Source organism: Lactobacillus gallinarum, assembly GCF_002160635.1.
Lineage (GTDB): Bacteria > Bacillota > Bacilli > Lactobacillales > Lactobacillaceae > Lactobacillus > Lactobacillus gallinarum.
The window spans coordinates 62,672-87,064 of sequence record NZ_NFKZ01000005.1; the positions used below are offsets into that span (position 1 = coordinate 62,672).

Genomic DNA, 24,393 nt, shown 5'->3' on the forward strand with positions numbered 1-24,393 from the left:
TCACAAAAATTGGGCTAAATTACGGTTTATTTTTATTTAAAAAATGTTAGCACTTACATGTATGGCAAGAAATAAATTCCTCTTGTCTAAAATTATTCTTTAAAATTTACTTTTCGCAAATTGGTAAGTAAATATTGCTTTTTATTTTGATCAAAACGGTCTCCTTGTACACGTAATCCCAATAAATAAATATCTCCTACCTTTAACTCTGTGCCAAATTTTTCATAAATGCGGGGAAAAATCACAACCTCTTGCTCTCCAGAAGTATCAGCAAAGCTAGCAAAAGCCATATTCTTACCGTTTTTAGTTCTAATTTGTTTAAATCGGATCAATTTACCAACTCCAACTCCCGATTCATTTAATTGGAATTGATTGAGCGGCCTACTATTGAATTTTTGAGCAAATTTTTGAACAGCAATTAATGGTGACGTAGTTGTGGCAAAACCTAAAACTTTTTCTTCCATTTCAACTTTTTCTGCACTCGTTGGCTCTTCTGCTGGCTTAAGCGGAGCATCCCCCAATATCTCAGATAAAGAAATATTTTGGCCTGTCAATTGCACATTAGCAATTATTTCATCGCAATTAATCAGCAATTCGTTACGATTCTTTTCAAGCTGATCAAAGGCTCCGGCCATGATCAAAGCTTTAATAGCATCAACCTGCAAAAACTTAGGATCTATTCGGCGAAGAAAATCATTTAATGATTTATACGGCATGGTGTTATCGGCAATCTCTTTAGCAAAATCAACCCGCAAGCCTTTAATAGCCTTTAACCCTACTAAAATCTTTTTGTCTTTCAAGGTATATTCAAGGCTGCTGTAATTAATGTCAGGGGGCAGAATTTTAATATTAGCTTCCTGTGCATGCATAATATAATCCTGAGCTTTAGCTCCAGCTGCTGAATTTAGCATTGCCGTATAAAACGCAGCAGGATAATGGACTTTTAAGTAAGCTAGCCAGTAAGCAATCTTAGTATAAGCAACAGCATGTGAACGATTAAAACCATAATTGGCAAATTGCTCTATATATTGATATACCCGTTCAGCTACGGCCTTGGTATGACCTTGTTTAATTGTTCCAGCAATAAACTTACCTTTTTCCTGTTCAATTACATCTTGCTTTTTCTTAGACATGGCCCGCCGCAAAATATCAGCCTCGCCTAAAGAAAAGCCAGCTAAAATTTGCGCTGTTTGCATTACCTGTTCTTGATAAACCAAGATGCCATATGTTGGCTGCAATATTTTTTTTAAACTAGGATCAGGATATCTAACTGCTTCTTGCCCATTTTTTCTTCTGACAAAGGCATCAATATTTTGCATAGGACCCGGACGATATAAAGCATTCACCGCTACTAAGTCTTCAAAATTATCGGGATGCAATTTGCGCAAAACCTGGCGAATTCCTCCAGATTCAAATTGAAAGACTGCATCTGTTTTTCCTTGTTGAAATAGCTGCAAAGTTTGCGCATCATTTAAAGGAATTTGATTAGGATCGATCTTTATTCCTTGCTGGCGAATCAAATTCAAAATATTGCCTAGCACAGTTAGATTACGCAACCCTAAGAAATCGATCTTAAGGAGACCCAAAGATTCAACGTATTTTTTAGTCTGTTGCGTAACCGGTATCCCTAACGGACCCGCTTGCAATCCTGAAATTCCTGCGATTGAATTATCGCTAATCACTAATCCTGCAGCATGAATAGAGTAATGGCGCGGCAATCCTTCTAGACCTAAAGCTGTTTTAAAGAGCAATTTGTTTTCGGGTGTAGCATCGACTAATAAACGCAACTCCCTTGACTGTCGATATGCATCTTTTAACGTAATCTTGCCCTTTGAATATGGAATCGCATCTGCCCATTTCTTAATTTCGACCATTGTTAAGCCAAATGCTCGGCCTACATCACGCAATGCTTGCTTTGCTGCTAGCGTACCAAATGTCAAAATCTGTGCCGCATGATCCATGCCATATTTTTGATACATATACTTAATTACAGTATCTCTTTGAACATCAGGAATATCCAAATCAATATCCGGCATTTCATGACGAGCTGGATTCAAAAAACGTTCAAACAGCAAGTTGTATTCAATTGGATCAACTTCGGTAATTCGTAATGAATAAGAAACTAACGAACCACATGCTGAGCCCCGTCCTGGTCCAGTCGTAATTTGAACACGATGACAATAATTAATCACGTCCCATACAATCAAAAAGTAGTCATCAAACCCCATTTGATTAATGACGCGCAGTTCATAATTCAACCGTTTTTGATATTCTGCTGGAATTTTATTTTGACCAAAGCGTTGCTGTAAGCCAGTTTGAGCCAAGTAATGCAAATATTCTTCTGAAGTTGCAAACCTTTTTTGGTGATATTTAGGCAAAACAGGCTTCTGAAAAACAACTTCTGCATTGCATTTTTCAGCAACTTGCCATGTATTATTCACTGCATCATCCAGATCAAATTCATGGTATCGCTGAAGCAATTGCTCTGCTTCAACTAAGTAATGTGATCCTTCTTGCTTAGCTAAAGGCAGCACATCCTGAATTTTATTTCCTGTAGCAATAGCACGCAAAGTTTTTTGTAAAAATTGATCATGTGGATTTAAGTATTCGCTATCTTCAGTTACAAGTAAGGGTAAATCAAATTGCTTGCTTAAACTGCGCACATAATCAATATAATTCTGCATACTTTGATTAGCATACACGCCTAAATAAAGATCAGGCGTTAATTCTTTCAAATCTCGAATTAAATCACTACCTAATTGTTTATTTGTCTCAAATAAGTACAATAATTCGCTTTTAGTATTTGCAGGCACAACGAGCAATAAATCAGTCAAATACTTGCTTAAATCTTTTAGAGTTAAGACATTATTATTTTGTCCATTTTCAGTTAGTAGATTAATCGCACTCGATAAACGCAATAAGTTATGGTACCCCGCATTTGTTTTAGCAAACGCAAGCAAGTCATATTTCTGCGTACTATCAACTAAACCATTTAAACGCAGCTGCATCCCTAAAAGTGGCTTAATTCCCGCTTTTTTAGCCAATTCATAAAAATTAACCAAGCCATATGTTACGTTTACATCAGCTAATCCTACTGCCTGATAGCCTCGTTTCTTGGCCGTTTCGATTAAATCTGGAACTTTTGTAGGACTATCTAGCAAAGTAAACGAACTTAGGTTTTGAAGTGTTGCTACTTGCATAAAATAACCACCTTTCACTGCAGAAATTTATCAAATTAAGTATAACAAATTGCATTAATCTCGTTTGAAATTGCGCCTTATTTTTGATAAAATTCTATCCGAAAGAAGGAATCAATATGGGTCGATATCTAGTCACAATTGTATGGAGCATAATCTACATGTTTGTTGTAGGCTTTATTGCTGGTCCTTTAACTCAAAGTGCCTCATTCAACACTAACGATGTCAAAACTTGCTTGGTCGTTGGCCTTATCTTCGGCATTCTTTTCTCAGCAATTATTGCAACTATTACTGCTCATTCACACAAAGACAACAGTAAATACAGTAAGTTAAAATAATTATTTTAAAATTAAAACACGTGAGAATTTCAAAGTTCTCACGTGTTTTTTTGTCTTCTTAATAGAATTTATAGTTTTTCTTGGTGTCTACTTGTACATCGCCATGAGTTAAGTATTCGCTAAACATTTGAACATAATCTTTATCAAGTGTCATTTCGATTTTGTCCATACTGTATTCAGGATAGAATCCACCACCCATTGCACGATAATTATTGACAGCTAAATGATAAATCTTATCGTCTTCAATTGGCTTGTCATGCAAAGTAAGCTTAGTCAGACGTTCACCCTCTGGCTTAGATAAATCAGCTTCATATTCAACTGGATAAAAGACATCAAAATGATAAAGCATTGGCTTAGGTTTAATCCAGCGATCGCTGAAGCCAATCTTGCCATCTTTGTCTTTCTTCAAAAAGCCAGCGCTATGTTCAATAATATGACGCAATTCTTTACCAGTCAGTTTAACGCGACAAAGTTGGTTAGCATATGGATAGTTTAACAAAACATCACGCATAGTAACTGTCTCATTAAAACCTTTAGCATTTTCACTCATAACAGCAGTGGCAGAGACATCGGCTTTTGTAAACCATAATTGCATTTGTTGAATCAAGTTGATGAATGGTGCCCCCTCAATGCGGCCTTTCATGGCATTTTCAATCCGTGCAGGCTTATTTAAGTGAGCTATAGGCTTGTCTAACCATTCTTGAGTTCTCTTGTCTAAATCGGCAATTTTCTCGACTACAGCAGGATCTGGATCATAGTCCTTAGTATCAATCAACTTAGTAGTCATATTGGTAATTTTCTTAGTGTTATCATCAACATCTACAATTACTTCCGCAACTGCTTCTCCGCGATAACCTGGTTGAACAATTGCAGTATTTTTAGTAACTACATTCAAACGACGGTGTTGGTGACCAGTTAAAAAGACATCTACTTCAGGAATTTCAGTTAAAATCTTATAGCCTTCATTTTCACCACGATGTGGCTCAGTAGCTTCGCCAGTTTCTGGATCACTTTCAAATCCACCGTGGTACATTACAGCTAAAATATCTACTTGTGGCCGTAAAATTTTGGCATAATGCTTAATCTTTTCATATGCGGATGCAAATTCTAGACCAGCCACATTTTCTTTAGGTTCCCAATGAGGAATATATTGAGTGGTAATACCTAAAATACCAATCTTTAAGCCGTTTCTCTTAATGATGATATATTCACGACCAAAAAACGGCACCTTAGTTTCAGCATCTAAAACATTGTCATTAATAATTGGAGCCTTATTATTATCAACGTAATAGCTTAAATAATCTAATCCAAAATTAAAATCATGATTACCCAAACAACGTGCATCATACCCTACTGCATTATATGCTTCAGTAAATTTGCGTAAATCACTATAATCACCAGTAGAATGAGCATATGAAGCAAGTGGAGAACCTTGAAGACAATCACCAGCATCAGTGACAACAACATTATTATCACCATACTTTTTCTTTTCAGCTTTAATCACTGAACTAACTCTGCTTAAACTAAAAGCTGCATTATAATCAGTCTTATTTTGATAATCTGTTGGCAGTAAAAAGCCATGAGTATCACTAGAGTGTAAAAATACTAATTTCATCTTTCTGTTTCCTTTTCTTAGGCATAAAAAAAGACACCATCATTCCAGGTGCCTTTTAATTAGTTATTGCCGTTATCGTTGTTATTTACAACTTGACGACCCTTGTAATAACCCTTTGGTGAAACACGGTGGCTTAAGCGGTATTCACCAGTAGTTGCATCATAGTGCATTGCTGGAACACTCAACTTAATATGACCACGACGTGAACGTTTCTTTTGTTTAGAAGTATGTCTTGCAGGAACTGCCATTTAATTGATCTCCTTTATTGTAGTCTTAAGCTTCAGGATTAATTAACCCTGAATTACTCACGTGATTCAATCATACTATTCAATTAAGAATAAATCAAGATCTATTCTTGGTTCTTCTTGTTTTTATTTAAAATTGAACCGAAATATTGCTTATCTTTCTCTTTTTTATCACGGCCGAAAAACCAAGCAATAATCATCCCAATAATTACCATCACTACCAAAATAACGATTAATGGCAATCTAACTTTAAAAAAGCCAAAATTAATTGCTACTGGTGCGGTATTTAGAACGACGAAAATTACCGCAATTAAAGCGATAATTGAGCCTATAATTAGATTCTTCTCTTTTTCCATTTCCAATTACTTTCTAGAAGCAAATTTTAAAGAAAGCTTATCACCAAGTGCTGGGAATAAGTTGTAAAGTTTTGCCAATACAGCCAAGCTTAATGGCAAATTAAGTTCACGCTTATCGCTGCCAAAGAAATGGACAACTTGCCAAGCTACATCATCTGGATCAAGCATAAACTCTTGTACATTTTCCACATAGTTGCCTGTCTTATCAGCAATGTTAAAGAAGTTAGTGTAAACAGGACCTGGGTTAACTGTCATCACTTTAACACCGAATGGCTTAAGTTCTAGACGCAGTACATTTGAGAATTGAATAACTGCAGCCTTAGAAGCGCTGTAAGCAGCTGACTTAGTAGTTGGAACTTTACCAGTAATTGAACCGAAGTTAATGATTTGACCGGTCTCTTGTTCCATCATGACGCGACCGACCAATCTAGTGAAGTACATCAAACCTAAAACATTTACTTGGAATATGTTGGTTACATCTTGCATCTTTTGTTCCATAAATTCTTCGAACTTACCAAAGCCTGCACAGTTAACTAAGAAATCAATATGCTTAACTTGCTTGGTGATTTCATCAAAAGCCTTTTCAATATCATCAGGCTTGCCCATATCTGTTGGGAAAACGTAAGCTTCTGCACCAGATAATTCTCTAGCTTCTGCCGCAATTTCGTCCAGACGTTCTTTTCTTCTAGCAATCAAAATGACGGTAGCACCGCGGCCAGCACTTTCAAGAACAATTGAACGACCAATACCGCTTGAAGCACCAGTAACAATAACAACTTTATTTCTTAATGAATCTTTCATTCTTCTGAACCTTTCATTGGAATATTAACTTGATCAAAATCATTAACTAATATTGTATTCGGGAAAACCTTCTTAGCTTGACTCTCAAGTTTTTTGGCCTTGCTACCCATATAACGAGCAGAAATATGACTCAAGCATAGCTTCTTAACATTTTCCTCTTTAGCAATTTTAGCTGCTTGAACAGAAGTTGAATGGTAATAACTATGAGCCAGCTTAGCTTCATTCCCGGCAAAAGTTGACTCATGAACTAAAACATCAGCATCCTTTGCCAAACGAGCAATACTTGGTGTAGACCGAGTATCGTAAATAATGGTGACAATTCTACCTGGCTTTTCAGCACCTAAAAAGTCCTTGCCATTTAGCACCGTTCCATCAGCTAAAGTAACTTGCTCACCTCGTTTTAATTTACCCAGAAGTGGGCCGTTAGGAATATTATACTTTGCTAGTTTATCAATTAAAAGTTCACCAGGGTGAGAATCTTCCACTACTCTAAATCCAAAACTAGGTATTCTGTGATCTAATCGATCAGTATAAACACGAAACCCCTTATCCTGACAAATTAAACCTGGTTTAGATAATTCCACAAATTTAATTGGATACGATACTTTAGTTCTTGATACTTTCAATGAAATTTTAACAAATTGTTCAATACCAGCAGGACCATAAATAGTTAATGGACCTACATCCCCTTGAAACGATCGAGTTGAAAGAAGTCCTGGTAAGCCAAAAATATGATCACCATGATTATGCGAAATAAAAATTTTCGTAACTTTTCTTAATCTAATATTTGTTCTCAAAATTTGATGTTGAGTAGCCTCCCCAACATCAAATAGCCAAATTTCATTTAATTCATCTAATAACTTAAGCGCGACACTTGAAACATTACGCTGTTTAGACGGCTGTCCTGCTCCAGTGCCCAAAAATTGTAATTCCATGAAAATCCTATTCTAAACTTAAAACTTTGAATGCTTAATAATTGTCTTAGTGATAAAGGTACTGTAATATTTAGAACCCTTAATATTCGGATGAGTATGGTCATCATAAAACCATTTAGGATGATTCTTTGAATATGAATACCAGTCAATGACTATAAGATTATGATATCGTTTTGCACCTTGTTTTAGCAAATCATTTACTGGTCTTTGCCAATCACGAGTTGGTACATGAACATTGATCCAAAATACTTTTCGTTTAGGTCCAACTTCTTGCATAATCCTATTTAAATCATCCATTGAAAATGGGCCATTCGTACCTAAGCCAATCAGCACGTTGTCGGCTAAGACACCCTGTCTCTTATAACTATCTAACAAACCAAAGGCCACATTTAATTGACGAGATACTGCGGCGTCAATCAAAGCTTTAGGCATTAGCTGCTTAAGATCATTGCTTGATCCTGCCATGACGGAATCCCCGATCGCAGTTACCTGAATTTTTTGTGCTAATTCCAAATCAAGTTGAGAAATACCATATTTAACATATGATTGATTAACTGGATTACTTTTTGCTTTCTCAGCCGCTTCTTTTATAATTTTTGATTCATTTTCTTTTTGTTTTTTCTGCTTTTTTAACTTTTCAATTAATTTAGCATTATCTGACTTTTGTTTTTTAGCGTTACGATTTATTCTTTGCGCTAACTGACTTTTGTTAAAATCTTCTGCTTTAACATGAAGAGAAATCGCAATAGCAATGCTGCCAAATATTATCACAAATGCGGCTAATACGGCTTGACCTTTCTTCACATAATTTCTAGCTTGCATATCGAAAACATGAGCAAAATATTGTTTGGTCTTCTTCCAAGTAATCTTACTCATTGGCCGCTCGATTAAACGGTATGTTATTTCACTAATAGTTAAAATTAAAATCAATTCAATGATTCGATACATGACGGGATGATCGCCCAGGTTATTAATTTTAGATTCAAAGAAAATCATTACTGGGAATTGATAAAGATAAATGCCATAACTTCTTGAACCGATCCAATCAAAAAGCTTATTAGTCATAATTTGATTCCAATGACTGCTTGGATGTGCAATTACTCCAGCAAAAATGCACACAATCAATGAAAATAGCAGCATCCCACCACAATATGCAAATGCTTGTTGTGGATTCATCGCCTTAGCAAAATACATTACCAAAAGCAAAATAAAGGAAACAAGACCTACTAAGTCTAATATGATTCTATCTTGCTTTGGCACTTCTGGATTTAACACCTCTACCGGCCAAATAACAGCTAAAGCGGCTCCCAATCCTAATGAGAAAAATCGAGTATCTGTTCCGTAATAAATTCGATTAATGTCAGTTTTAGTTAAATATAATATTGCCATTTCTAATGCTGACAAAAAAGATAGCGCTAATAAGAAGTAAAAAATTCGTTTCTTCTTTTTAACTAATTTGACTAACAAAAAGATGACTAACGGCCATATTATATAAAATTGTCCTTCGATGGACATCGTCCACAAGTTCGTAAACGGCGATTCATTATTGGCAAAACGTTCAAAATAGCTTTGACCATTATTTATTTGCCAAAAATTAAAGACATTTAGCAAATTAGCAAAAACAATTTGATTTAGTTTAGCTAATAAATTCCTTTGAAAAAGAAAAATATATGTTGCGCTTATCCATAATACTGCAATTAATTGCGGATAAAGTCTCTTAATTCTATTCAAATAAAAATGGCGATTGTTATAAGAACCAGTTTGATCATATGAATTAAGCATATGATCGGTCACTAAATAGCCTGACAAAACGAAAAAAATCGGCACTCCTAGATACCCGCCGATAAAAGAATTAGGATCAAAGTGATAAAGTATTACCCCTATAACTGCTAATGCTCTGAGTCCAGAATATCCTGTAATAAACCGATTTCTTCTCATATTCATTTCTACCCTTATTGCACGAATTCAAAGACAAATTTGCCGATAGCGACATCGTCACCATTAACTGCTCCCTTTTCACGCAATGCATCATCAACGCCTAATCTCTTAAGACGTCTTGCTAAGCGCATAATTCCGTCTTGGTGATCCAAGTTAGTCATTTGAACTAATCTTTCTAACTGTTCGCCCTTAACAACAAATTCGTGTTCTCCAACTTTTTCAATAGTAAATTCATTCTTTTGTGGTGCCTGATACTTGTATTCCTTGGTCTTTTGTACAACCTTAGGCTCTTCTTCTGCACGCTCTTTTTCTACTTCTTCAACAAGCGTTGCAGTATCATTCATAAGCTTATTGACACCTTTATGAGTTACACTGGAAATTTCATAAACAGGTTCATTGTTTTCCTCTTCTTTTAATGCCTTCTTAAATGCGGCAAGCTTTTCTTCCGCACCAGGAATATCCATTTGAGAGGCAACAATTAGTTCTCGCTTTTTGGATAAATCTGTTTCGTAATTTTTCAGCTCGTTTTTGATGGTGTGATAGTCTTCAATTGCTTCACGACCATTATTAGGGTCCATTGACACTAAGTGCAAAATTACCTTAGTTCTTTCAACGTGACGCAAAAATTGAATACCAAGTCCTACGCCTTGGCTAGCTCCTTCAATTAAACCTGGCAAATCGGCCATTGAAAAGTCACGACCATCTGGTAGAATTACCATTCCCAAGTTAGGAGTTAAAGTAGTAAATTGGTAGGCTGCAATCTTTGGCTTAGCCTTAGTGGTTACTGACAATAAAGTAGATTTACCCACTGATGGAAATCCTACTAAACCAACATCAGCCAAGAGCTTTAACTCAAGACGTAAAACTCTGTCTTCACCAGGTTCACCATTTTCTGCAATTTCAGGAGCGGTATTTACACTCGTAGCAAAGTGAATATTACCACGGCCACCGCGGCCGCCTTTTGCTACTACTAACTCTTGGCCCTTTTCAACTAGGTCGCCAATTAATTCACCAGTATTAAAATCATAAACGGTTGTCCCCACAGGTACCTTCAAGTAGAGGTCCTTAGCTGCACGACCATATTGGGATTTTATTCGACCATTTTCACCACTATCGGCTTTAAACTTGCGTCGGTAACGGAAATCCATTAAAGTACGCAAACCACTATCTGCAACAAAAATAATGCTGCCGCCGCGGCCGCCATCACCGCCTGCTGGTCCGCCATTTGGAACATATTTTTCATGGCGGAAAGCCACCATGCCATCGCCGCCTTTTCCGGCTTGGACTTCAATTTTAGTCTGATCAACAAATGTAGGCATGTTTATCTCTTCCTTCCGTCTCAATCTAACTTTTATACTATACCACACAAATACGCTCAACAGCGCGAATTCTGGGTTTTACAACATTAATTTTACAGTTTGTGCTTGGGGTAATGTCAACCCTGCTGCACGCAAATCATCCACTGATGCTTCTTTAATTTTCTTCAAGGAACCAAACTTGCGCAATAACTTATTCCGGCTCTTGGGTCCAATTCCCTTAATTGAATCTAACCGGCTAGATAAAGCATTTTTAGCATGTCTTCTACGGTGAAAAGTGATGGCAAAACGGTGAACTTCATCCTGAATTCGAGTCATTAAATAAAAGCCTTCAGATTTTGGATTCAACGGTATTAGTTTTAATGGCACGCCGTTAATCGGATCACCAAACAGCAAATGGTTAGTCCGGTGTTTGTCATCCTTTACCATACCCGCTACCGGAATATTTAAATTAAGCTCATTACGCAAAACATCCTCACAAGCATCAACCTGAATTTGACCACCGTCCATCAAAATCAAATCTGGCATCTTCTTATGTTCGCGCAATAAACGACCATATCGACGGCGAACAACTTCACGGGTATTGCGAACTTCATCGCCTCCGTTTTGATGTTCAACTTCGCCTTTTAACTTATATTTACGGTAAGCCGTTTTATCAGGTTCTCCATCTTTGAATACTACTAAAGCAGAAACTGGATCTGCTCCTTGAATGTGCGAGTGGTCAAAACTTTCAATAATGTGGCCATATGGCAAGCCTAGTGCATCGAAGATTTCTTTTTGGGCACCTTTGGTTTTACGGTTGCCTAGTTCTAATAATCTAAACTTATCGTCTAACTTCAACTTAGCATTGTCTTTAGCCATATCAAGCAAGGACTTCTTTTGACCACGTTGAGGAGTTCTAACCGGTACTGTTAAAACCTCTGCTAAAGTAGCATTATCAAATCCTGCTGGAATCAATACTTCTTTAGGAAGAACACGGTTTTTTTGACCATAAAATTGCACAATAAAAGAAGTAAAGGCGTCTTCTGGATCAGTGGTGTCAGTCAATGGAAACATGCGCGTCTCACGCCGCAATAATTTGGCCTGACGCAAGAAGAAAATCTGAATAGAAATCCATGATTTATCAACATAATAGTTAAAAATATCACGTTGAGTATTATCATTAGAAATAATTTTCTGCTTTTCAACAGTTTCTTCAATATATTTTAACTGATCACGTATCTCCGCAGCTCTTTCAAATTCAAGCTGTTCAGAAGCCTGCTCCATTTTTTGAGTTAAATCTTGCTTAACTGCACCGATATCTCCATTCAAAAAACGTTTGATCTTTTTAATCTGCTCATCGTACTCCTTTTGAGGAACCTTTTTAAAGCAAGCACCTAAGCATTGCCCCATATGATAATAAAGACATGGACGTCCTTGATAACCATGACAGCGTCTTAATGGAAAAACTTTTTGAATAAACTTCAAGGTAGCCTGTGCAGCATAGACATTGGGATAAGGCCCAAAATAGTAGCCACCATCTTTACGTACAATACTTGTTAAACGTGTCTGAGGATCATGTTCCCGTGTAATTTCAATATACGGATAGCCTGTCCCTTGCTTTAATTGCACATTGTAATATGGTTGGTATTTCTTGATTAAAGTAATTTCTAATAAAAAGGCTTCTTTGTCTGTAGAAACAGTAATGATGTCATAATCTCTAATTTCACGAACAAGTTCTACCCTTCGTCCTACTTGTTTGCTTTTAAAATAAGAACGTACTCTATTTTTTAGATTTTTAGATTTGCCAACATAAATAACCGTACCATTAATATCCTTCATCAAATAACAGCCCGGTTTCTCTGGCAAAAGTTTTAATTTATTTTCAATTAATTGTGTTGCCATTATTCTCATCCTAACAAAAATTCGTATGTAATAGTGTACCACAGCTTTTTTAAGAAGATATTAACTTTGCTCACAAGCCATAGCTATTTATATCAAAATTTGCTAAATTAAATGTACATTGATATAGAAATATAGAGGATACATGATGACTAATTTTGTTTTTGACTTAATCAACCAATTTGGCTACATGGCCATCAGTTTTCTAATTGCTATCGAAAACGTTTTTCCGCCAATTCCTTCCGAAGTAATTCTTTCTTTCGCTGGCTTTGCTACACACCACTCACAAATGACAGTTGTGGGAACAATTATTGCCTCTACTATTGGTGCAGTACTTGGAGCCTTAATTTTATACGGTGTTGGTTGGTTCCTAAATGAAGAACGTTTAGAACGCATCCTAGATCACAAAGCGTTCAAAATGCTTGGCTTTAAAAGAGGAGATGTACAAAAGGCCATTAATTGGTTTGATAAGTATGGCACAGGCGCTATTTTCTACGGACGCTGCATCCCTGTCGTACGAAGCTTAATCTCTATTCCAGCAGGAACCGCAAAAGTAAAAATGTCTAAGTTCTTAATTTACACTACCTTAGGAAGCTTAGTCTGGAATACAATTTTAGTAGCTTTAGGTTCATACATGGGAGAAAAATGGCAAGTTATTGTTACTATCTTTGAAGAATACTCTTTAATCATTGCCGGCTTAAGTGTGGTCACAATGATCTGCTTTTCATTCAAGTGGTACAAACAAAAAATTAAGAATTAACACAAAAAGTCCTATTTTATTGCAAAATAGGGCTTTTTATTCTTCAAAAAATTAAAAATATAATGTAAAATTAATCTAACTTTATTTTAAGGGATGATGTAATGAGATTTAATATTTTCAGAAAACAAAGCATTCAAAATTATCTGGGTAAAGATATTAAATTTGCCAAGACAATGAATGCAGTAGACTTAATGTCCCTCGGGGTAGGTGCTGTAATTGGTACTGGGATTTTCATCTTACCAGGAACGGTAGCCGCTACCCTAGCCGGGCCAGGTGTAAGTTTATCATTCGTAGTAGCTGCTATAGTTTGTGCGCTTGCAGGGATGTGTTACGCCGAATTTGCTTCAGCTATTCCAGTTGCTGGTAGTGCCTATTCATACGGGAATATTGTGTACGGTGAATTTGCCGGCTGGATTATCGGTTGGGCTTTAATTCTTGAATACATGCTCTCTGTAGCTACAGTAGCCGCTGGTTGGTCCTCTTATTTCAGCTCTTTTATTAGTCCATTCGGCCTCAAAATTCCCCATGCCGTTTCAGGACCAATGGATCTAAGTCATGGTGTTTATTTTGACCTAGTGTCCGTTTTAATCATTCTCTTGATCAGTATTTTGCTTTCTCGAGGAATGAAAAATTCAATTAAGATCAATATCGTAGCAGTATTTATCAAAATTGCTATTATCTTAATTTTCATCTTTGCCGGCTTACACTTTATTAAACCAGCAAATTATCATCCATTTTTGCCATATCATTTTTCAGGCGTAATCAAGGGAGCAACCACGGTTTTCTTTGCCTTTCTTGGATTCGATGTAGTTTCTTCTTCCGCTGCCGAAGTTAAAAATCCTAAGAAAAACATGCCACTAGGAATTATTGGTACTTTAGCAATTGCAGCTCTGCTATACTTTGGCGTATCAATTGTCTTAACAGGAATGGTTAACTATACCAAATTAAACGTTTCTAACCCTGTTGCTTTTGCTTTACAATACGTTCACCAAAATTGGGTGGCAGAATTGCTGTCATTTGGGGCAATGCTCGGAATGGCTACTATGATGTTGACTATGATTTATTCAAGTTCTCGTTTAATTTATGCCATGGCTAGAGATGGCCTGCTTCCAACTACTTTCAGCAAGTTAGACAAAAAACACAATTCTCCTCAAAACGCATTAGTAGTAGTAACTATTATTATTGCTCTTGGTGCAGCATTCTTCTCAGTAGATCAATTAGCTAACTTGGTTAACTTCGGTACTCTTTTTGCCTTTACGTTAGTATCTTTCGGTATTTTAAAACTAAGAAAAAGAACAGATATTACCAACGATGGCTTCAAAGTTCCAGGTTATCCATACTTACCTATTATTTCTAGTTTAATCTGTATCTTTATGATTTGTCATTTAAGTTCTGAAGTATATCTAATGGCTGTCATTTGGCTAGTAATTGGAACTGTTATTTACTTTGTCTACGGCTACCATCACAGCCAACTCGATCACGACTAACATACCCAAAATTATGTAAAATAAAAACAGCAATTTCAAAATTGCTGTTTTTTATATTGTCTTTAATTAATTTGATTGATGGCTTTGCCATCCTTAAAGAAGGATAAAACATTATTGGCTGCTTCTTTAGATAAATTAAATCTAGCAACATGAGTAGCTGAACCAACATGTGGAGTCATAATTACATTGTCCATCTCCACTAATTCTTGTCTAGGATGTGGCTCATTTTCAAAGACATCTAATGCTGCACCAGCAATTTCATCATTCTTTAAAGCAGAAATCAAAGCGTCACTATCAACTAAAGAACCGCGAGCTACATTGATTAAAAATGCAGTGTCCTTCATTTGTTTAAACACATCGGCATTAATAATGTGGTAAGTTTCATCGGTTGCAGGAGCATGTAAACTTAAGAAATCAGCATTCTTAATTAATTCATCAAAGTCAACATACTTAGCATCAAGTTCCGCTTCAATTTTTTCATCAAGTTGATGACGATTATGATAGATAATCTTCATCCCCAATGCCTTAGCAAAACGAGCAACTTGCTGACCGATTCTACCCATGCCTAAAATTCCCAAGGTTTTGCCTTCGATTGAATAGCCTTGATTATCATATTCATCAGCATTTAAAAATACGCCTTCACATAAAGTATGATCATAGTAACGAATTCGACGTGCAGAAGCTAAAATCATTGTTAGAGCTAATTCAGCAGTTGGACGCAGAACACTTTCAGGACAATTTGAAACTACAATTTCCTTTTCCTTTGCATATTCCGTATCTACATGATCAAAGCCAACACCATATGTTGAAATTATTTTTAAATTCTTGGCTGCGTCGATCATTTGCTTATCAAAAATCATCTTAGCAACAATTACACCATCATATTCGGCGATATGATCTAAAACCCATTGGCGATCATCATCTGGACGATGACCTACAGGTCCAATAGTTATATCACATACTTCTTTTAAGTCTGTCAAGGCGTCGTCTCTTAAGCCACCTAAAACTAAAATTTTTGCTTTACTCATCTTTATTAACTTCTATTTAAGTATTCTTTTCTTAAGTCAAGATACTACTAATTTGTTTAAATTAACATCTATTTTGCAAATTTATTAATTGCAAGAGCTACGCCATCATGATCACAATCAGCGGTTACGGCATCGGCATGCTCTTTAGTATAATCAACTGCATTGCCCATTGCCACTCCGACACCAGCATATTCTAGCATGGGTGCATCATTTGCCTGATCACCTAAAGCCATAACATTTTGGGGAGCGATTTTCAAATAATCGCACAGTCTTCTTAGTCCAGTCCCCTTATCAACTCCGGCTGCAGTCGCTTCATAATAAAATGGCTCAGTTTTAGAAAAAACTACCCGATCCTTCATCTTTTGAAATAATGGACTCGTAATTTTACTATCTAAGTAATCTGGATCATCAATATACATACATTTAATAAGTGGAATGTGGCGCATCTCTTCTTGAGTTCGATAAGACACTTCTAATTTAACTACACGCGAATTATAAATTGTATAATGTCCTAAATCTCGATTAGCTGTGTAAATTCGATCTAGGCTTACGCTGTGAAAATGCAAGTTCAATTTACGTGCAATTGCTTCAAGATCAATATAATCATCATATTTCAAGCCTTGTTTGAAAATAACCTGACCATTGGTTGATTCAACTACTGCCCCATTAAAACTGACCACATACTCATTATCTTGCTTATTTAAGCCTAGTTCATCTAAATACCGCTGTGCACCAGATAGAGGACGACCTGTACAAATAACTATTCGTTTACCTTCATCTCTAGCAGCCAAAACGGCTTTTTTAACTGTTGGCGTTATTTCTTTTTTAGAATTAACTAAGGTCCCATCAATATCGATTGCTATTAATTTTATTTCGTTCATTTTTCTTTCTTAAAATAAATAAGTATCGCTTATCGCGATACTTATTAAACAGCTACATTTTGGTCATTCTCCTTGAGCTTGACCAATTTTTTCATATCCTCATCACTAATTTGAAAATTGATATTCAAATTTTCTTTCATTTCCGCAACATTATCGCTCTTTGGCAATACAATGCATCCAAGCTGTAAATCAAAGGCTAACATTAATTGAGCCGGACTTACATTATATTTCTTTGCATATTTATTTATTTTCGGATCTTTAAGTAATCGTCCATGTGCTAATGGTGAATAAGCTTCAATTTTAATATCCAAATCATTGCAATATTTCATCAAATCCATTGGTACCTTATTAATATGGACCTCAATTTGATTAACTACAGGCTTTATCGTGCCATTATTGACAATGTTTGCCACGTCTTCTTGCAAAAAATTAGATACGCCAATTGATCTAACCTTACCTGCTTTTACAGCTTCCTCCATTGCACGCCAATTTTCTAGATTTCCTTCAAAATGGCGGTCGTTGGTTCGATTTATTTCAATCCAAGGTTTTGCGGTGAATGAATAAGCAATAAATCAATATACTTCAAGCCAAAACGGTCTAAGGCTTCGTCTATCGCTTCCTTAGTACCTTCATAGTCTTTAACCGCAGTTGGCAACTTAGTTGTTAAAAATATATCACTACGTTCAATATCGGAGTTCCAAATACCTTTACCGACTCCCCTTTCATTGCCGTAGTCCTTGGCAGTATCAAAGGCACGGTAGCCAACATCAATTGCCTGGCGTACTGTTTTTCTAACATCATCATTATTGATTAACCAAGTTCTCAATTGAATTTGAGGAATTTCTACTCCGTTATTAAGCGTCAAAGTCTTTCCAAATTTCACACTTTCACACCTCTATACCTTTGTTTTAGATGTCTCTACTTTTCAAAAATCAATCCATGAATAGCTTTTTACTTCCATGCTATATTTAGCATACATCAAAGTATAATCAAATCCTATACATATATTTATTTTTTCGTATGGGGTTCAACATCTTTTTCTTCAGCTTAAGCATTGATATAAAGCAACTATTATAGCTTTATTATTTGCTTAGCTAAAGTATATATAATATACAAATATAGTTATAAAAAAAAGAGCTGATTTACGTTTCATCAACTCTTTCTCTTCAGTCTCTTAATTCCCACAACCTATAATACTATTTTTAAATATTTAAACAATCTAGTAAATTAAGATGTTATTTTTGAGATGTTATTTTTACCAGCTAAAAAGTAAGGCATCTAAAGCACTTGCACATAATTTCATGCGTTATTTTACAAAAGTGTTACATTATCCTTCAAAATAATGTGTATATGAATATTATTTGAGCTTATCGGCGATCTTTTTTATTAAACCCTTCGCAATTGCCTGCTTAGACATCAATGGCCATTTATCTATCCTTGTATTGTTTTGCTCTAAAATAACGACTTGGTCTTGATCATTACCAAAAACATTCTTCGAAACATCATTGGCTACAATCATATCTGCACCCTTACTCATTAATTTCTTTTGTGCGTTTTTAAGTAAATCATTCGTTTCCGCTGCAAAGCCAACTACTACTTGATTTGCCTTTTTATGACGCGCGACTTCACGCAAAATATCCTTAGTTTTTACTAGAGTTAAAGATAAAGTATTTTGCTCAGGATCTTTCTTTAATTTATGGTCGGCCACCTTTGCCATTCGCCAATCTGCTACCGCTGCAGCCATAATCAAAGCATCCCCCTGCTCAAATTCTCTCTTCACTGCAGTTAACATCTCTTCACTACTTGCTGCATGAATCAATTCAATATTGCCTGCCTTAGGTAGTTCAACTGAAACATTGCCATAAATCAACTTTACTTGTGCACCAGCATCTGCTGCTTCTTGGGCTATAGCAATCCCCATTTTTCCACTTGAACGATTGCCAATAAAACGAACTGGATCGATTGCCTCTTGTGTTCCACCAGCTGTTACTATGACTGTTTTATTTTTCAGGATCTTATTTTGATTCAAGATATTCTCTACCCAAGCTGTAATTTCTTCAGGTTCAGGCATTCTGCCTTTAGCAACATAACCTTCAGCAAGCATCCCTGTGGCTGGTTCCATTACATGAACGCCATCTCTTTTTAAAAGTGATACATTGCGCTTGGTTGCAGGATTATTCCACATTTGATCATTCATAGCAGGCACAACTAATTTAGGTGCTTTTGTTGCCAAAATAGTTGTACTAGCTGCATCATCTGCAATTCCATTAGCCATTTTACTGATAAAGTTTGCTGTTGCAGGGACAACCAAAGCTAATTGACTCCAACGCGCTAAGTGCACATGAGGGATGCTAGCCTCATTTTCTTTTTCCCATAAATCATCTAAAACCGGATATTTTGTTAAAGCTGCCAAAGTATTAGTCGTTACAAAATGCTCTGCATTTTTGGTCATCACTACCCAAACATCATGCCCTTGTTTTTCTAAATTACGAACGACTTGAACAGCTTTATAAGCCGCAATTCCGCCTGTTAAATAAACTGTTATTCGTGTCATTTCTTTTGTTCCTCTTCTAAAATCATTCGTTTTCATTTTATCTCATTCCAGAAAATAGTAGAATAATTTATAGGGGTTAGATTTTGGAGGATAAAATAAAAAAGTGAGATTCATAGCAAAGATAATAGTTTCTTGTCTATTATTGATTACCCTTTCATCCTGTAGTTTTAATAAACAAGCAACTTCATATCCCAAGGTTAAAACAATTAAAGTAGTTGACGAACCGATTTTTCTTAAAAAGCCTCAAATTAGCAAAATGATTCCTTATTCACCATTAAGATTAAAAGATTTATCTACCAAAAAAACGATCTATATTAATCCAAACCAAATTTTGGAGCATTCAAAGAAATGACTAGGTTCATTTCTTTTTTAATTTGCATATAAAAAGGTTGTCATATATAAATTGGTCCTATAAAATTTAAGTAATACAGAAAGGAACTTCATATATGCCAAATTTATCTAATGATTTAAATTCAATTATTAACAAAAGACTTAATAATTTATCTGCTTCAAAAATTCGGGCATTTGATCAAAAGGTTTCAGGTATCCCTAGTATTATCAAATTAACTATCGGTGAGCCTGACCTTGCTACACCTGAACATGTTAAGCAAGCGGCCATCGCTGATATTCAAGCTGATGATTCGCACTATGCTCCTCAAGCCGGAAAGCCGGAACTTCTTGACGCCATCAGCAACTATCTTGACCGTTCAATCGGTGTTCATTATGATCCAAAAAGCGAAATTTGCGTTACTGTCGGAGCTACTGGTGCTTTAAACGATGTATTTATGACCTTGTTAAATCCTGGTGATAAGATTTTAGTACCTACTCCTGTATGGGCATTATATTTCCAATTAATTAAGATGACTGGTGCAATCCCTGTTCAGATTGATACTAAGAAAGATGGCTTTATTTTAACCCCTGAACATTTGCGTCATGTTTTAGAGGGTCGTGGTAAAGGCGCAAAAGCAATCATCTTAACTGATCCATCTAATCCAACCGGCCGTGTTTACCCAGCAGAGACATTGAAGGCTTTAGCTGAAGTTATTAAAGAATATAAGATCTTCTCTGTCACTGATGAAATCTACGCTGAATTAGTTTACGGCAATGCCGAACACCATTCACTTTCAGAATATATTCCTGAGCACAACATCCTTATTTCAGGTTTATCTAAGGCATATGCAATGACTGGTTGGCGTTTAGGTTATATTGCTGGTCCAAAGCAAATCATGCAAAGCATTCGCAAAATCAATGCCTTTTTAGTAACCTCAGTAACAGACAATGTTCAAATGGCTGCTGTAGAAGCTTTAAATAATGGCCAAGATAATCCAATTCAATCACGCAAGATTTATGAAAGTCGCTTGCAATTTATGCAAACTGGTTTGGAGAAGTTAGGCTTTGAAATGGCCACTCCACAAGGTGCCTTTTACATCTTTGCCAAGATTCCTGAAAAATATGGTACTGATGATGAAACCTTTGCATATGAATTAGCTCAAAAAGCAAAAGTTGGTGTTACCCCTGGCCGTTACTTTGGTAAAGGTGGCGAGGGATACGTTCGACTTTCCTACGCTTCATCAACTGAGCAATTACAAGAAAGTCTTCGTCGAATTACTGACTTTGTTAATAACTTATAAATCCATACTAAAAAAGAGCGATCCAACGATCGCTCTTTTTTATTTGTCTTTTATTCTACTTATTCCAAGTTGAGTTTTCTTTAGCATCTTCAGCGGCTAAATCTTCAAGACGCTTTTCAGCTGCCTTGACACTATCTTCATACTTAGCTTCAACTTCAATACCCAAGTCATTCAATTGTTGATCTGCAACTGGAGCTGGAGCGTGCATCATAGGTTCTGAAGCACTAGCGTTCTTAGGGAATGCCAATACGTCACGGATGTTGTCCTTATCAGCAAGCATCATAGCGAATCTGTCAAGACCGATTGCCAAACCTGCGTGAGGTGGGAAGCCCATGTCTAAGGCGTCAAGCAAGTAACCGAATTGTTCATAAGCACGCTTTTCAGTAAAGCCTAATGCCTTGAACATGTTTTCTTGGATTGAACGCTTGTGGATACGGATTGATCCACCACCCATTTCGTCACCGTTCATTACGATATCGTAACTACGAGCATGTGCCTTGTGTGGTTCAGTAGTCAAAAGTTCTACACCCTTGTCGTCTGGCATAGTGAATGGGTGGTGAGCTGCTACCCAACGACCAAGACCTTCATCGTATTCGAATAATGGCCAGTCAACAACCCAAACAAAGTCGTAAACGCCCTTTGGAATAATGCCAGTTTCCTTAGCAAATTCACGACGAAGGTGGTTCAAACTGTCACAGCAGACCTTCCACTTATCAGCGATGAATACAACTAATTCTCCGCCTTCAAGATCGAATTCTTTCTTCAAAGCTTCCTTGTTTTCGTCAGTTAAGAAACGAGCAACAGGACCTGAGAATTCGCCACCTTCAAACTTAACCCAAGCTAAGCCCTTTGCATGGAAACGCTTGATGAATTCTGCCTTTTGGTCGATCTTCTTACGTGAGTATTCCTTAGCACCATTCTTAACAGCGATACCCTTAACAAAACCGCCATCAGCGATTGCACCTGAGAAGACTTTGAAGTCGCTGTCCTTAAAGATTGGGCTTAAGTCATGAATAAGCATACCGTAACGAGTATCAGGCTTATCACAACCGTACTTGTTCATTGAATCGGTCCATGAAATACGCTTAATTGGAGTCTTAAGGTCGATGCCCTTAACGTCCTTCATAATCTTCTTCAAAAGACCTTCAGTGTAGCCTTGAATAGTTTCTTCGTCTGCAAATGACATTTCCATATCGATTTGAGTAAATTCTGGTTGACGGTCACCACGAAGGTCTTCGTCACGGAAACAACGAGCCAATTGGTAGTACTTGTCAAAGCCAGCACCCATGAGCAATTGCTTGAACAATTGTGGTGATTGTGGAAGTGCGTAGAAGCTACCTGGGTAAATTCTTGATGGAACTAAGTAGTCACGCGCACCTTCTGGAGATGACTTACCTAAAATTGGAGTTTCAATATCGATAAAGCCATTTTCATCAAAGAATTCGTGAGTAGCACGCAAAATCTTTGAACGTAAGATAATAGCTTGTTGAACTTCTGGACGACGAAGGTCAAGGTAACGATACTTCAATCTAGTTTGTTCTGAAATTTCAACGCCATTCTTAATTTCAAATGGAGGGTTCTTAGCCTTGTTCAAAACAATAATATCAGTTGCATCAACTTCAACTTGACCAGTCTTCATGTCAGGGTTTACTTCTGAACGCTTAACTACCTTACCCTTAACTTGAAGTACGTATTCATTACCAAGTGAGTCGGCAATGTCCATTAACTTCTTACCGGAGTCCTTGTTAACAACGATTTGTACGATACCTGCACGGTCACGTAAATCGATAAATACCAAGTTACCAAGGTTACGTACACGTTGTACCCAACCATAAAGGTTTACATTTTCACCAATATATTTTTCAGTAATATTGCCACAATAATCTGTTCTTTTTTCGATTTTTTCCATTATTACTAGTCCTTTAATTCTTTCATTACTTTATTCATATCATTAATATCTTCAAGGCTAAGATCAATGGTCTTACCGTCAGCTAAACGCTTAACATTCAAGATGCCATTTTCAAGTTCTTTTTCACCTAAAGTGATTACATACTTGGCACCTTCACGGTCAGCCTTCTTGAATTGGCCCTTAAGCTTCTTCTGGTTAACATCAAAATCAGCTTCAAAGCCTTGCTTACGCAAGCTTCTAGCAATTTCGATAGCCTTTTGAGCAGTGCCATCACCGATATTAGTAATGAAGAAATCAATGCCTTTATTTTCAAACAAAGCTGGATTTTGCTTTTCAAGAACAAGCATTAATCTTTCTTCACCAATACCAAAACCTACAGCTGGAGTTTGTGGACCATTGAATTCTTCAACCAAATGATCGTAACGACCACCACCCAAAATGGTAGTTGCTGATTCCCAAAGACTCTTATCTTCAACCATGAACTCGAAAATAACGCCAGTGTAATAATCAAGACCACGAACCAAATCATCATCAATCACATAATCAATACCTAATTGATCAAGCATCTTCAAGATTGATTCAAAGTTAGCCTTAGAATTATCATCCAAGAAATCACGAATCTTAGGTGCATCTGGTAAGAACTTCTTATCACGATCATCCTTAGAATCCAAGATACGAAGAGGATTATCACGTAATCTTCTTTGAGAATCTTCAGATAATTCATCCTTAACTGGAGTGAAGTAGTTTACAAGGGCATCGTGGTAGTCCTTACGTACTTGTTCATTACCTAAAGTGTTGATGTGAAGTTGGTAGTTCTTAACGCCCAATTCTGCAAGCAAATCGTGACCCATCATAATGGTTTGAACATCAGAAAGTGGATTGCTTGAACCAAAACTTTCTACACCGATTTGGTGGAATTCACGTTGACGACCTGCTTGAGGACGTTCATATCTAAAAGTAGATTCCATGTAAAATACGTTAAATGGCTTTACTACTTCTGGTGCGTACATCTTGTCTTCAACGTAGGCACGAACTACGCCGGCAGTTCCTTCTGGACGAAGAGCAATATGACGACCACCTTTATCGTTGAAGTCATACATTTGCTTTTCTACGATTTCAGAACTATCGCCGCTTGAACGTGAGAAAATTTCGTAATTTTCAAAACTTGGCGTACGAATTTCACGGTAGTTGGCGCGGTTGAAGAAATTTCTTGCAGTTTCTTCGACCTTTTGCCATGAACCGGATTGTTCAGGCAAAATATCGACTGTACCTTTTGGTTTTTGTACTCTCATTTAATCATCCTTTTTTATTTTGATAACTTTAATAATAAAAAAAGCGCCCTTGAACTAAATCAAGGGCGCTCAAATTAGCACGGTACCACCTTTTTGGTTGCTGCGATTAACGCTCGCCAGACGATCCATTATCTGTTAAAGGTGTCACAGACCGCAATCTATCTGCTCTCTCACCACAATGAGCAGTCTCTTTAAATAGATCTTTGCTAATCTTCATTCTTTGTCATCG

At 36.6% G+C, this 24,393-nt stretch carries 18 protein-coding genes and 1 pseudogene; 4 read left to right on the forward strand and 15 right to left on the reverse strand.

Annotation, left to right across the window (positions count from 1 at the left end):
- Nucleotides 1-92 precede the first annotated feature (92 nt).
- A complete protein-coding gene (locus B5E95_RS03470) occupies nt 93-3,200 on the reverse strand; it encodes a DNA polymerase III subunit alpha (RefSeq protein ID WP_087235577.1) in 3,108 nt (1,035 codons plus the stop codon).
- A gap of 116 nt (nt 3,201-3,316) precedes the next feature.
- On the opposite strand from B5E95_RS03470, the gene B5E95_RS03475 reads away from it, so the two are divergent.
- Complete coding sequence (locus B5E95_RS03475) at nt 3,317-3,535, forward strand: YjzD family protein (protein ID WP_025005734.1); 219 nt, start codon at nt 3,317-3,319, stop codon at nt 3,533-3,535.
- Between the two features lie 58 nt (nt 3,536-3,593).
- Here B5E95_RS03475 and B5E95_RS03480 read toward each other — a convergent pair whose 3' ends face one another.
- From B5E95_RS03480 to uvrC, 8 genes are all read right to left on the reverse strand, one after another.
- Nucleotides 3,594-5,150 (reverse strand): bifunctional metallophosphatase/5'-nucleotidase, encoded by a 1,557-nt coding sequence (locus tag B5E95_RS03480; protein ID WP_087235578.1) that lies wholly within the window; start codon nt 5,148-5,150, stop codon nt 3,594-3,596.
- A gap of 59 nt (nt 5,151-5,209) precedes the next feature.
- A complete protein-coding gene (gene rpmF / locus B5E95_RS03485) occupies nt 5,210-5,398 on the reverse strand; it encodes a 50S ribosomal protein L32 (protein ID WP_003547064.1) in 189 nt (62 codons plus the stop codon).
- Nucleotides 5,399-5,499: 101 nt separating this feature from the next.
- Complete coding sequence (locus B5E95_RS03490; RefSeq protein WP_025005826.1) at nt 5,500-5,751, reverse strand: lipopolysaccharide assembly protein LapA domain-containing protein; 252 nt, start codon at nt 5,749-5,751, stop codon at nt 5,500-5,502.
- A gap of 6 nt (nt 5,752-5,757) precedes the next feature.
- The gene (locus B5E95_RS03495; RefSeq protein WP_025005825.1) at nt 5,758-6,552 is read right to left on the reverse strand and encodes an SDR family NAD(P)-dependent oxidoreductase; all 795 of its coding nucleotides are present in this window, start codon (nt 6,550-6,552) and stop codon (nt 5,758-5,760) included.
- Nucleotides 6,549-7,487: a ribonuclease Z gene (gene rnz / locus B5E95_RS03500; RefSeq protein WP_025005824.1), complete on the reverse strand. Its 939-nt coding sequence runs from the start codon at nt 7,485-7,487 to the stop codon at nt 6,549-6,551. The genes B5E95_RS03495 and rnz overlap by 4 nt, the downstream gene beginning before the upstream one ends.
- A gap of 18 nt (nt 7,488-7,505) precedes the next feature.
- A complete protein-coding gene (locus B5E95_RS03505; RefSeq protein ID WP_087235592.1) occupies nt 7,506-9,425 on the reverse strand; it encodes an acyltransferase family protein in 1,920 nt (639 codons plus the stop codon).
- A 14-nt stretch (nt 9,426-9,439) separates the two neighbouring features.
- Nucleotides 9,440-10,744: a GTPase ObgE gene (gene obgE / locus B5E95_RS03510; protein ID WP_025005822.1), complete on the reverse strand. Its 1,305-nt coding sequence runs from the start codon at nt 10,742-10,744 to the stop codon at nt 9,440-9,442.
- A 78-nt stretch (nt 10,745-10,822) separates the two neighbouring features.
- Nucleotides 10,823-12,625 (reverse strand): excinuclease ABC subunit UvrC, encoded by a 1,803-nt coding sequence (uvrC, locus tag B5E95_RS03515; RefSeq protein WP_087235579.1) that lies wholly within the window; start codon nt 12,623-12,625, stop codon nt 10,823-10,825.
- Between the two features lie 145 nt (nt 12,626-12,770).
- On the opposite strand from uvrC, the gene B5E95_RS03520 reads away from it, so the two are divergent.
- Both B5E95_RS03520 and B5E95_RS03525 read left to right on the forward strand, forming a co-directional pair.
- A complete protein-coding gene (locus B5E95_RS03520; protein ID WP_087235580.1) occupies nt 12,771-13,382 on the forward strand; it encodes a DedA family protein in 612 nt (203 codons plus the stop codon).
- A 101-nt stretch (nt 13,383-13,483) separates the two neighbouring features.
- Nucleotides 13,484-14,869 carry an APC family permease gene (locus B5E95_RS03525; RefSeq protein ID WP_056945430.1) on the forward strand — a complete coding sequence of 462 codons (1,386 nt, stop codon included), beginning with the start codon at nt 13,484-13,486 and terminating at the stop codon, nt 14,867-14,869.
- Nucleotides 14,870-14,931: 62 nt separating this feature from the next.
- Here B5E95_RS03525 and B5E95_RS03530 read toward each other — a convergent pair whose 3' ends face one another.
- The 4 genes and pseudogenes from B5E95_RS03530 to coaBC form a co-directional block, all read right to left on the reverse strand.
- The gene (locus tag B5E95_RS03530) at nt 14,932-15,897 is read right to left on the reverse strand and encodes an NAD(P)-dependent oxidoreductase (protein WP_087235581.1); all 966 of its coding nucleotides are present in this window, start codon (nt 15,895-15,897) and stop codon (nt 14,932-14,934) included.
- A gap of 68 nt (nt 15,898-15,965) precedes the next feature.
- Entirely contained in the window at nt 15,966-16,778 is an 813-nt protein-coding gene (gene yidA, locus B5E95_RS03535) for a sugar-phosphatase (RefSeq protein WP_087235582.1), read from the reverse strand.
- A 44-nt stretch (nt 16,779-16,822) separates the two neighbouring features.
- Nucleotides 16,823-17,661: pseudogene (locus B5E95_RS03540) on the reverse strand (aldo/keto reductase family protein).
- A gap of 474 nt (nt 17,662-18,135) precedes the next feature.
- Nucleotides 18,136-19,332 carry a bifunctional phosphopantothenoylcysteine decarboxylase/phosphopantothenate--cysteine ligase CoaBC gene (gene coaBC, locus B5E95_RS03545; RefSeq protein ID WP_087235583.1) on the reverse strand — a complete coding sequence of 399 codons (1,197 nt, stop codon included), beginning with the start codon at nt 19,330-19,332 and terminating at the stop codon, nt 18,136-18,138.
- 446 nt (nt 19,333-19,778) lie between these two features.
- On the opposite strand from coaBC, the gene B5E95_RS03555 reads away from it, so the two are divergent.
- Nucleotides 19,779-20,963: an aminotransferase class I/II-fold pyridoxal phosphate-dependent enzyme gene (locus B5E95_RS03555; protein WP_025005817.1), complete on the forward strand. Its 1,185-nt coding sequence runs from the start codon at nt 19,779-19,781 to the stop codon at nt 20,961-20,963.
- 55 nt (nt 20,964-21,018) lie between these two features.
- Here B5E95_RS03555 and aspS read toward each other — a convergent pair whose 3' ends face one another.
- Nucleotides 21,019-22,872, reverse strand: a complete 1,854-nt coding sequence (gene aspS / locus B5E95_RS03560) for an aspartate--tRNA ligase (RefSeq protein WP_087235584.1) — start codon at nt 22,870-22,872, stop codon at nt 21,019-21,021.
- Nucleotides 22,873-22,877: 5 nt separating this feature from the next.
- Nucleotides 22,878-24,164, reverse strand: coding sequence for a histidine--tRNA ligase (hisS, locus tag B5E95_RS03565; RefSeq protein WP_087176192.1), 1,287 nt, complete (start codon nt 24,162-24,164; stop codon nt 22,878-22,880).
- Between the last annotated feature and the right edge of the window lie 229 nt (nt 24,165-24,393).